Source organism: Marinobacter sp., assembly GCF_041686475.1.
GTDB lineage: Bacteria > Pseudomonadota > Gammaproteobacteria > Pseudomonadales > Oleiphilaceae > Marinobacter.
This window is the reverse complement of record NZ_JAWLDU010000074.1, coordinates 1-9,624: the sequence shown is the minus strand read 5'-3', so window position 1 is coordinate 9,624 and position 9,624 is coordinate 1. Positions and strand designations below refer to the sequence as shown.

Below are 9,624 nucleotides of genomic sequence, written 5' to 3'. Positions count from 1 at the left end.
CAGATCGGCCCGCACAATGCTAAGGAATACCAGCGTGGGCAGGGTGGCACGGAATACCAGTGCAGACGCAGTGTTGATGAAGGTGGCGTCTATCCAGCCCAGGCGCCTGAGGCCCAGGCCGATAAACACCATGGCAAAAACCGGAAGGGTAATTTCAAGGGTATTAAGAAAGGTGTCTAGGAGCGCCATCCTGTTGTCGGTTACCGGGTCTCAAAGCTTGTGAATTCGCCGGTAGCCGCGCTCTCGGTGGTGTCGACCCTGTCCACTTCTGCTGCAGGCGGACCATCGCCACACCATTGCCTGAGGGAGGTCAGCGCTGACCGGGGGCCTTCGGCGACCAGTTCCACACGACCGTCGGGCAAGTTTTTCGCGTAGCCGGTCACGCCCAGTTCAGCTGCTTTACTGGCTGCCGAGGCGCGATAGTAAACACCCTGGACCTTGCCGCTGATCAGCATTGACATTCTCTGGTTGCTCATTGCCTGATCCTCCCTAATAGTCGATGCAGTCTACAGTTTAAGCAACACCAGCAAACGATTGTTGGCGGGCATTTGATGATCGTTTTCGAGCCTGAATCCGGCTCGCTCCGCCAGTTCGAGAAGATCGTCCATCTCCCGGATACCCATGTGTGGCGCCTGACTACGCAGGTGCTGGTCGAACTGACGATTGCTGTCGCTGGTATGGATCCCACCGTAGCTGAACGGGCCGTAAAGACAAAATGGCATGCCTTTGTCCAGGTGCTTTGCAAGACCAGTAAACATCGCCTTCACTTCCTCCCACGTCATGATATGGGCGGTATTGGCGGAGAACGCACCATCGATGCAGTTTATCGGCCAACTCTCTGAGGCCACATCCAGCTCCAGGGGCGGCAGTACGTTGGGCAGTGCGGCATCTTCTATCCAGCCAAGGCTAAAGCCGGTGGCGCCCGGGCGGTCGCTGGGCTGCCACACAACATGGCTCAGAGATGAGGCGAAATGCACGGCGTGCTGGCCGGTACCGGTGCCGATCTCCAGTATTGTGCCCGGGCTGGTGAAGATGTGCCTGATTCGTTCCAGTATTGGTTGCTTGTTGTTCTCGCAGGCCTGGGAGAAAGGCTTCTCGGGAGCCATGAGCTACCCCTGTATCAGGTTCAGTTGCAAAATTGCCATATAGGCTATGGTGCCAGAGGCAATGGATAAAAGCGCGTTCCGACGCCACAGGTGAATCGCCACGACCAGGATAGCGGGTAACAGCGCATCCACCCCCGGCAGAGCGTTATTCCAGGTAGCGGAACGCTGGAGGAAGACGGTAGCCAGCAATGCCATGACCGCTGCCGGCAGGTAACGGCCAAGATGGCGGATAAGAGGATGTTCCGTATGCCTCTGGAAAAACAGGAATGGAATCACACGGGTCGCGAAGGTGGCTACCGTTGCTACTGCGATAAACCCTGCCAGATACCAGTTATCAGCCATGTCCGGCACCCTCCGCATCCGGGGTATCCCGAAGCTTGCGATACTGGACGAGCAACACCAGGGTGACAACCACAATGGCCCCGATCAGTTGGTGTGCCTGGGGCAGGAACAGAATAGCCAGTGCTGCCGCAGCAGCCCCGGCAAAAACCGGAAAAGTATCACCGATGGCTTTGAACTGTTCAATAGTCAGAACAATGAACAAAGCAACGAGGGCAAACTCGATACCGGTGCTGTTGAAGGCGACGTTGGCACCCAGCAGGGCACCAAGGGCACAACCTGCCACCCAGTAGCACTGATTGAACAGAGTGATACGGAAATCCACCGCCTGCTCATGGCGCCGTTCAGCCGACCGTGCACGGCTTGTCAGCAGCGAGTAGGTTTCGTCAGTCAGGCCGAAAATAAGGTACGCCTTACGCCAGCCTGCGCCGTGAAACTGGCCCAGCAGGGACAGGCCATAGAACAGGTGGCGGGCATTAAGCACGAACATCGCAATGAACACCTCCAGTAGCCCTGCCTGGGCAGCCAGCAGGCTAACCGCAAGAATCTGCCCGGCACCGGCGTAGATCAGGATGCCCATGGCGGGGGCAGCCCACCAGGGATAATCCAGTTGCGTGGTAAACAGCACGCCAAAAGCCATGCCCAGCGGCAGATAGCCGAACAGGATAGGCAGTGTCAAACGGAAAACAGACTGGTTCATATTGCCCCGGGCCTCTGAAAGCAGGGCATGATAGAGAATCCCGCGGATATTGAGAAGCCGGGCCTTCTACATCTGCACCAAACCCATTACCATTGAGAATTTGAGGCGGAGCAGACAATGACCGATGAAACTGGCCGTGAGCCACAGTCGGATCCCCGGGAAGAAAAATTCGTGGTAGACGCTGAGCTGCTCTCGGAAGACCAGCTGGACGGGCTGGTTGAAGAGTATTGCACCCGTTATCACGGGCTCAACGACACTGAAAACCCCATGTCGGAGCGGGAGCGCGTGAGATCGGCTGTTCGCCGCCAGGAACTGGTGGTCTGGTTTGACCCGGTTGAGAATACCGCAAGCCTTGGCAATCCTGGCTGAAGCGTGTGACAGGATTCCCGTAATGATGGATGCAGCTACCGCCGGACACCCTTAACCGGTACAATTTGACAAATCCTATACAAAGCCGCATGCGAGGTGAGTTTTGATCAGGGTATTGGTTGTAGACGACCATGAACTGGTCAGGTCCGGTATTACCCGGATGCTGGCGGACAATCCCGACATTGACGTCATTGGCGAAGCATCTTCAGGCGAGGATGCCATTGATTTCGTGCGTAAAGACAGCCCGGATATTGTATTAATGGATATCCGCATGCCGGGCATCGGCGGGCTGGAAGCGACGCGCCGGGTTCTGCGCATTGATGATGCGGTTCGCGTCATTGTCGTGACTGCCTGCGCTGACGATCCTTATCCCACCCGGGTCATGCAGGCGGGGGCCTCTGCCTACATCACCAAGGGTGCCGACATCAAGGAAATGGTCAGAGCCATTCGCATGGCACATTCCGGTCAGCGCTATATCAGTCCTGAAATCGCCCAGAAAATGGCGCTGAAACAACTTGGTGGCGGTGATGCCAGGGATGAAGACGGTGAGCTGTCCATGTTCGACCGTTTGTCGGAACGGGAAATGCAGATTGCCCTGATGGTGGTGGACTGTCAGAAAGTGCAGGACATTTCCGACAAGCTTTGCCTCAGCCCCAAAACCGTGAATAGTTACCGCTATCGGATTTTCGAGAAGCTGGAAATCTCCAGTGACGTTGAGTTGGCGCTGATGGCGGTCAGGCTCGGGTTGCTTGATGCCGACAAAGTCTGACTCCCCGGTTGATGCTGCCGAGGCAGAGAACAACAGGGAGTTCGACACCAGAAGCTTCCTGAAACAACTGACGGAACGGCCCGGCGTTTATCGCATGTACGACGCTGCAGGCAACGTTCTGTATGTGGGCAAGGCCCGCAATCTGAAAAAACGCGTTACCAGCTACTTCCGCAAGTCCGGCCTGGCCCCGAAGACAGAGGCGCTGGTTTCCCGGATCAGTTCCATTGAAGTCACTATCACCAGCAGTGAAACCGAAGCGCTTCTGCTTGAGCAGAACCTGATCAAGTCCCTGCGGCCGCCCTACAACATTCTGCTGCGGGATGACAAATCCTACCCCTATATTTATCTGTCTTCCCACGAAGATTATCCGTCCCTGACATTCCGTCGCGGACGGACCAAAAAGGGCGGTGGTACCTGGTATGGCCCCTTTCCGAGCTCCGGCGCAGTCAAGGAAAGTCTTAATGTATTGCAGAAGATATTCCGCATAAGATCCTGTAGTGAAAGCTATTTTAGGAACCGAACGCGCCCCTGCCTGCAGTACCAGATCAATCGCTGCACGGCTCCGTGTGTGGGGTTCATCTCGCCGGAGGATTACCGGGAGGACATGCGCCACGCCACCATGTTTCTGGAGGGCAAGAACCCCGCGATCCTGCAGGATCTGATGACTGCGATGGAAACGGCGTCGAAGAACCTGGAATTCGAGAAAGCCGCCGCCTACCGCGACCAGATCAACCACCTTCGCCATGTGCAGGAGCAGCAGAGCGTGGACGGAGAGGGCGGCGATGCGGACGTTGTTGCCATTGCCCAGGACGCCGGGGTTGTCTGCATTGTGGTTATTATCGTACGCGGTGGCCGGGTGTTGGGCACCAAGGATTATTTTCCCCGATACAGCATCGAGCAGTCGGAGGGCGAACTGCTAAGCGCGTTCCTGGGGCAGTATTACTTCGGGGGCAGCACACGGCGGGAAATCCCGCCCGATGTTCTGGTGCCCGTGGATGTTGAGGGGCAAGAACTGCTATCACAGGCACTGACGGAATCGGCGGGGCGGGAGACCCGTGTTCGTAAGAACGTGCGGGGTGAACGTCGTCGCTGGCTTGAACTGGCCATGACCAACGCGCGCCAGACACTGCTCAGCCACCTGGCGAGCAAGGAAACCGTGTACCGCAGGCTACTGGCACTGCGGGACCTGCTGGACCTTCCGGAAACGCCCTCCCGCATGGAGTGTTTCGACATCAGCCACAGCCATGGTGAAAACACGGTCGCATCCTGCGTTGTTTTCGACGAGAATGGGCCGCTGAAGAGCGACTACCGGCTTTACAACATTGAAGGTGTGACGGGAGGCGACGACTACGGTGCCATGCGCCAGGTGCTGACACGGCGCTACAAACGCATGGTGGCGGGTGAGGGCAAACGCCCGGAGCTGGTGTTCATTGATGGTGGTAAGGGCCAGTTGAACATTGCCCGGGAAGTGTTTGATGAGCTTGGCGTTACAGACATCCCGCTGATCGGTGTGGCCAAAGGCGTTACACGGCGAGCGGGTATGGAACAGCTGATTGATGCCATGACCGGCGATCTGTACCGGGTACCGGCAGACTCGCCGGCACTGCACCTGATCCAGCATATCCGGGACGAGTCACATCGCTTTGCTATCACCGGCCACCGAGCCAGGCGTGACAAGAAACGCCGGCAGTCTACCCTTGAAGGTATCGAGGGAGTCGGGCCCAAGCGTCGCCGTGACCTGATTCGTTATTTTGGTGGCATTCAGGAGTTACGCAAGGCCAGTGTGGACGAAATGTCCAAGGTCCAGGGAATCAGCAGGAACCTGGCAGAAACCATATACGCAGTACTGCATGACGAATAGGGATAGCATGAATCTACCAAATATACTCACTCTTTCCCGCATCCTGATGATTCCGGTTTTCGTGATCATCTATTATCTGCCGGCCCAGTGGAGCTATATCGTCAGCGCGGCGATTTTCGGGCTTGCAGCGGCAACCGACTGGCTGGACGGGTACCTGGCACGAAAGCTGGACCAGAGCACGCCATTCGGCGCTTTCCTGGACCCGGTTGCAGACAAGTTGATGGTAGCCGTTGCGCTGACTGTGCTGATCGAGTCCCACGCCAGCTTCATCCTCACCATTCCGGCAACGGTGATTATAGGGCGTGAAATCGTGATCTCCGCCCTGCGGGAATGGATGGCGGAAATCGGAAGCCGGGCGAGTGTGGCGGTTTCCTACATCGGCAAAATCAAGACCACCGCGCAGATGGTGGCCATTATCATGCTGCTGGCTTTCCCTCCGGGCGTAATGTGGACCCATGTGGGCACGGTGCTGCTGTATGTGGCGGCAGTGCTGACCTTCTGGTCAATGATCCTCTATCTCAAGGCGGCCTGGCCCGACCTTTTCCCGGAAGAGTAGGCGGGGGCCGGCGGTCAGAGCTCCTGCATGGTCCAGTCGATAACGTTCCGGGCCAGCTCACTGCTGGCCTGTCCAAACGCTTCAACCACACTTTCGACAGACTCATCGCTGGCCTGGCTGCGAACGTTGAAGCGCTTGTTGGAAAGTGTCTCCCGGGTTCGCTCATCAATCAGCTGCAGGTTCAGCTGCATGTGAACAACCGGGCTGCCATTCTGATATTCCGCCTGGAACCGGGTCAGGTCGCCGACGATAGTGAGATCGCTGCGTGCCGGGCTGGTATCACTGACCACCGTTACCAGCCGCCCATCCTGACGAAAAGCCTCAACAAGATGATTGCCAACAATGACCGGTGCTCGGTTACCCCAGCGTGCTCCCTGGTAAGCGCGGATTTCGTGGGAGTCCGGTTTCACCAGAATGCGGGTGCTGTCGATGGGCGCCACTGCCATGGGTGCCGATATGCGCAGGGCAGTGTCGAAAGATTCGTCTGCGCTCTCCTTGATAGCCGGCACCGGCAACTGGAAGATTTTGTGGGCCGGTTTCTCCGGAAAGACAGTGCAGGCGGCCAACGTCAGGGCGGCGACCATGGCAAACGTTAAACGTATCAGTGGTGCTGTCACGGATTAAACTCCCGGATTGGCTCGCGGCCCAGCAGCATACCCGCCGGGTCGTCCTCGAAGCGGTAGATCACGCCATTGAGGCTTCTCAGTGTATTGCGCAACTCCCGCATTGCGGGAGCAAGCTCACCCACGCCCTGCATGCCCTGGTCCAGTGCGCCCTCATTTCGCGCCGTCAGATCTTCCAGCCGGGCGGTGGACGCCTCCAGCGAGTCCATCGCACGTTGCGCCGTGGTGAAGAGCTGCCTGCCTTCGTTATCCAGCATGGAATCTGCAGTCGCGCCAAAGCGACGGAAAGTCTCCAGTGTGGTTTCAGTCTGGCCGCTGAGCTGATCAAAACTGGTCACCAGTCGCCTCAATTCGTCCCTCTGTTCCAGCAGGGCCGATGACATGGTCTCGATGTTCTCCAGGCTGCGGGTAAGGTTGCGAGCGTTCTCCGGTGAAACCATGGCATTGGCGTTTGTAAGTACCTCATCAAGTTTGGTGAAGAGCTGTTCGCTGGTCTGCATGAGCGTACCCAGGGCAGACGGATCTGCGCTAATGGTGGGTGGGGAGCTGCGATTCCCTTCAAGAGTGCGACTGCCTGGCGTTCCGCCTTTGAGCTCTATGCTCATGCTACCGGTAATGTTCGTCAGCGCGAGGCCGGCCCGGGTATCTTCCTTGATGGGTACGTCGCTGTAGACGCGGATGAGCGCCTTTACGTTGCGGGGGTCGTCAGGGTCAAGGCTGAGTTCCGATACGTCACCCACTTCGATGCCACTGTATTTGACCGGGCTTCCCTCTGATAGCCCGCTCACGCCGCGATCAAAGACCACCTCGTACCAGGCATATTCCCGGTCATTGCTTGTTTTGCCAAGCCACAGCGCAAACATCAGCGCGCTGGCCAGGAAGACCAGGGTAAACAACCCGATCAGGACATGGTGTGCTCTGGGTTCCATCTCAGCAGTCCTCCTGATTCATTCAACTACTCCGTTTGTTGTCGTCCTTGAACGATGGGCGGCGCGCCCGCGTGGGCCGTGGAAGTAATCACGGATCCAGGGGTTGTCCGTGGACTCGACGGTCTCCAGCGGTCCTTCAACCAGTACCCGCTTGTTCGACAACACCGCCACACGGTCACAGGTACTGTATAGCGTATCGAGATCGTGAGTAACCAGAAACACGCTGAAGCCGAGGGCGTCCCTAAGCGTCACAATCAGCCGGTCAAACGCAGCTGCACCAATGGGATCAAGCCCTGCCGTAGGCTCGTCAAGGAAAAGGACTTCCGGGTCCAGCGCCAGTGCCCGTGCCAGTGAGGCACGTTTTACCATGCCGCCCGAGAGTTGCGCCGGCACCATGGTAGCGGCGCTGGCTGGCAGGCCCACCAGTGCCAGCTTGACCCTTGCCAGATGCTCCGCGTCGTCTCGTGAAAGTCTTGCGTGTTCAATCAATGGCAGGGCGACATTCTCCTCCAGGGTGAGGGATGTAAATAGGGCGCCACTCTGAAAAAGCACACCAAAGCGCCGTTCAACCCGGGACCGTTCTTCCGCAGAAAGCGCCTGCAGTTCCTTGCCAAAGACCTTGATAACCCCGGAATGCGGCTGGATGAGCCCGACAATGCTGCGCAGCAACACGGATTTACCGGTTCCCGATCCGCCAACCACCCCAAGGATTTCGCGACGATAGACATCGAGATCCAGGTTCTTATGGACCTCATTACTGCCAAACCGGTTGCAAAGCTCCCGGACACTGATCACCACGTCCTGTTGTGAGGCCTGTTGATTCACCAGCCCATCTCCATGAAGAAAATTGCCGCAATGGAATCCAGCAGTATGACCATGAAGATGGACTGTACCACGGCCGACGTCGTGTGCTCACCGACGGATTCTGCACTGCCGCTCGCTTTGAAGCCCTCCAGACAGCCGATAACGGCGATAACAAAGGCGAAAATGGGTGCTTTTCCGAGCCCGACCAGAAAATGAATGGTACTGACCTTGTTTTCCAGAATATTGAGGATCTGAGGGATGGAAATATCCAGCACCATGACGCAGACCAGTGAGCCGCCGATGATACCGCTGATCATTCCGACAAAGGTCAGGATCGGCAGGGAAATAACCATAGCCAGTACCCGGGGGATAACCAGAAGTTCAATCGGGCTCAGCCCGAAGGTTCGCAGGGCATCAATTTCTTCATTCGCCTTCATTGACCCAAGCTGTGCCGTAAAGGCGCTGGCAGTGCGGCCCGCCAGAAGAATGGCCGCCAACAGCACACCAAACTCCCGCAGGAAAGAGAAAGCCACGAGGTTAACGGTGTAGATCGTGGCGCCAAAATCATCCAGAACGGTTGCGCCCAGAAACGCGACCACCGCGCCCACCAGAAATGTAAGCAAGGCGACGATAGGCAGCGCGTTGAGTCCGGTCTGGTGAATGTGGGCAACCAGGGGCGTCATGCGCCAGCGCCAGGGTGTCGGGAGGATGGTGACCAGAGTTGCCAGGATCTGCCCGGTAAAACCCATCAGCAAACGTTGTTGGCGCCAGTAATCCTCAACCTGTTGGCCTACACGGGCCAGAAAAGCAATTATCGCAGAACCCCGGCGGGACGGTTCCTCAGCCGGCGAGGCTATGGCCTCACCGACCAGGCGCAAAAGATCCCGGCGCTCAGGCGGAAGGTCTGAAGCCTCGTCCGTCAACTCCAGCAACCGCCTCGCACCCAGAAGGTCAGCCAGCAACGACGCCCCCGCGGTATCCAGGGCTTCAATGGCAGTCAGGTCCGGGTATTGGTCCACCGTTTGCGATGAGGCCAGCGTAGCGGTGACTCTCTGCTTCAGCCTGGCGTAGTTCGGCAGCGTCCAGTCGCCAGTAATGACGAGGCGATCGGCATGATAATCAAGCTGGCCGGGTGAGGGCATCTGAAATTCCTGTGCCTGTTTTCAGAAAATAGAGAGTACTCTCAGATACTAGCTGACATTCTACCATCGGGGTGCCTGGTGTTTGTTTGAAAAATAATCAAGAACCTGAAGTAAAACAGAAAGTTGAAAAAAGAGGTTGACGCATACGAGCGAATCCGTAGAATACGCCCTCGTTGACCAAGCGGGAATAGCTCAGTTGGTAGAGCACAACCTTGCCAAGGTTGGGGTCGCGAGTTCGAATCTCGTTTCCCGCTCCAATCAACACAGTCTCTCAATGCCCACCTGAGAGCATAAAAGTAACGAATCCCCTTCGTACTTTTACCGGCGCGGTGGCAGAGTGGTTATGCAGCGGACTGCAACTCCGTTAACGCCGGTTCGATTCCGACCCGCGCCTCCATTATTTTCTTTGTTTTTCCATTATTTCTA

General features: G+C 57.1%; 12 protein-coding genes, 2 tRNA genes and 1 pseudogene. 6 read left to right on the top strand and 9 right to left on the bottom strand.

Features of this window, described 5'->3' with window-relative positions; all coding sequences use genetic code 11:
* The 5 genes and pseudogenes from ACESMB_RS13395 to ACESMB_RS13375 form a co-directional block, all read right to left on the bottom strand.
* Positions 1–189: pseudogene (locus ACESMB_RS13395) on the bottom strand (AEC family transporter); the annotation flags it as partial.
* Positions 190–200: 11 nt separating this feature from the next.
* Complete coding sequence (locus ACESMB_RS13390; RefSeq protein ID WP_372927560.1) at positions 201–476, bottom strand: acylphosphatase; 276 nt, start codon at positions 474–476, stop codon at positions 201–203.
* Between the two features lie 30 nt (positions 477–506).
* Complete coding sequence (locus ACESMB_RS13385) at positions 507–1,106, bottom strand: DUF938 domain-containing protein (protein ID WP_372971793.1); 600 nt, start codon at positions 1,104–1,106, stop codon at positions 507–509.
* A gap of 3 nt (positions 1,107–1,109) precedes the next feature.
* A complete protein-coding gene (locus ACESMB_RS13380) occupies positions 1,110–1,448 on the bottom strand; it encodes a branched-chain amino acid transporter permease (RefSeq protein ID WP_372927558.1) in 339 nt (112 codons plus the stop codon).
* Positions 1,441–2,145, bottom strand: a complete 705-nt coding sequence (locus tag ACESMB_RS13375; RefSeq protein WP_372971792.1) for an AzlC family ABC transporter permease — start codon at positions 2,143–2,145, stop codon at positions 1,441–1,443. The genes ACESMB_RS13380 and ACESMB_RS13375 overlap by 8 nt, the downstream gene beginning before the upstream one ends.
* Before the next feature lie 117 nt (positions 2,146–2,262).
* On the opposite strand from ACESMB_RS13375, the gene ACESMB_RS13370 reads away from it, so the two are divergent.
* The 4 genes from ACESMB_RS13370 to pgsA all read left to right on the top strand — a co-directional run bounded on the left by ACESMB_RS13370 (position 2,263) and on the right by pgsA (position 5,700).
* Entirely contained in the window at positions 2,263–2,514 is a 252-nt protein-coding gene (locus tag ACESMB_RS13370) for a hypothetical protein (RefSeq protein ID WP_372927556.1), read from the top strand.
* A 103-nt stretch (positions 2,515–2,617) separates the two neighbouring features.
* On the top strand, positions 2,618–3,283 hold the full coding sequence (gene uvrY / locus ACESMB_RS13365; protein WP_372927555.1) for a UvrY/SirA/GacA family response regulator transcription factor: 666 nt from the start codon (positions 2,618–2,620) through the stop codon (positions 3,281–3,283).
* On the top strand, positions 3,267–5,144 hold the full coding sequence (gene uvrC / locus ACESMB_RS13360; protein WP_372971791.1) for an excinuclease ABC subunit UvrC: 1,878 nt from the start codon (positions 3,267–3,269) through the stop codon (positions 5,142–5,144). Before uvrY ends, uvrC begins: the two co-directional genes overlap by 17 nt.
* Before the next feature lie 7 nt (positions 5,145–5,151).
* Entirely contained in the window at positions 5,152–5,700 is a 549-nt protein-coding gene (pgsA, locus tag ACESMB_RS13355) for a CDP-diacylglycerol--glycerol-3-phosphate 3-phosphatidyltransferase (RefSeq protein WP_372971790.1), read from the top strand.
* 14 nt (positions 5,701–5,714) lie between these two features.
* Here pgsA and ACESMB_RS13350 read toward each other — a convergent pair whose 3' ends face one another.
* Genes ACESMB_RS13350 through ACESMB_RS13335 form a run of 4 tightly spaced genes read right to left on the bottom strand, consistent with a single transcriptional unit; the run spans position 5,715 to position 9,198 of the window.
* Positions 5,715–6,317, bottom strand: coding sequence for an ABC-type transport auxiliary lipoprotein family protein (locus ACESMB_RS13350; protein ID WP_372971789.1), 603 nt, complete (start codon positions 6,315–6,317; stop codon positions 5,715–5,717).
* The gene (locus tag ACESMB_RS13345; protein WP_372971788.1) at positions 6,314–7,252 is read right to left on the bottom strand and encodes an MlaD family protein; all 939 of its coding nucleotides are present in this window, start codon (positions 7,250–7,252) and stop codon (positions 6,314–6,316) included. The genes ACESMB_RS13350 and ACESMB_RS13345 overlap by 4 nt, the downstream gene beginning before the upstream one ends.
* 18 nt (positions 7,253–7,270) lie before the next feature.
* Positions 7,271–8,077, bottom strand: a complete 807-nt coding sequence (locus ACESMB_RS13340) for an ABC transporter ATP-binding protein (protein ID WP_372927683.1) — start codon at positions 8,075–8,077, stop codon at positions 7,271–7,273.
* Positions 8,074–9,198 carry an MlaE family ABC transporter permease gene (locus ACESMB_RS13335; RefSeq protein WP_372927684.1) on the bottom strand — a complete coding sequence of 375 codons (1,125 nt, stop codon included), beginning with the start codon at positions 9,196–9,198 and terminating at the stop codon, positions 8,074–8,076. The genes ACESMB_RS13340 and ACESMB_RS13335 overlap by 4 nt, the downstream gene beginning before the upstream one ends.
* 181 nt (positions 9,199–9,379) lie before the next feature.
* Between ACESMB_RS13335 and ACESMB_RS13330 the strand changes: the two genes are divergently transcribed.
* Both ACESMB_RS13330 and ACESMB_RS13325 read left to right on the top strand, forming a co-directional pair.
* Positions 9,380–9,455 (top strand) — tRNA-Gly (locus ACESMB_RS13330).
* Positions 9,456–9,521: 66 nt separating this feature from the next.
* Positions 9,522–9,595 (top strand) — tRNA-Cys (locus ACESMB_RS13325).
* Positions 9,596–9,624: the final 29 nt, after the last annotated feature.

What these genes read in the sequence shown, in the direction of transcription:
- ACESMB_RS13380 (WP_372927558.1), bottom strand. Translation starts at nt 1,448, where the DNA reads ATGGCTGATAACTGGTATCTGGCAGGGTTTATCGCAGTAGCAACGGTA.
- ACESMB_RS13375 (WP_372971792.1), bottom strand. Translation starts at nt 2,145, where the DNA reads ATGAACCAGTCTGTTTTCCGTTTGACACTGCCTATCCTGTTCGGCTAT.
- uvrC (WP_372971791.1), top strand. Translation starts at nt 3,267, where the DNA reads ATGCCGACAAAGTCTGACTCCCCGGTTGATGCTGCCGAGGCAGAGAAC.
- ACESMB_RS13335 (WP_372927684.1), bottom strand. Translation starts at nt 9,198, where the DNA reads ATGCCCTCACCCGGCCAGCTTGATTATCATGCCGATCGCCTCGTCATT.
- ACESMB_RS13345 (WP_372971788.1), bottom strand. Translation starts at nt 7,252, where the DNA reads ATGGAACCCAGAGCACACCATGTCCTGATCGGGTTGTTTACCCTGGTC.
- ACESMB_RS13385 (WP_372971793.1), bottom strand. Translation starts at nt 1,106, where the DNA reads ATGGCTCCCGAGAAGCCTTTCTCCCAGGCCTGCGAGAACAACAAGCAA.
- ACESMB_RS13390 (WP_372927560.1), bottom strand. Translation starts at nt 476, where the DNA reads ATGAGCAACCAGAGAATGTCAATGCTGATCAGCGGCAAGGTCCAGGGT.
- pgsA (WP_372971790.1), top strand. Translation starts at nt 5,152, where the DNA reads ATGAATCTACCAAATATACTCACTCTTTCCCGCATCCTGATGATTCCG.
- ACESMB_RS13370 (WP_372927556.1), top strand. Translation starts at nt 2,263, where the DNA reads ATGACCGATGAAACTGGCCGTGAGCCACAGTCGGATCCCCGGGAAGAA.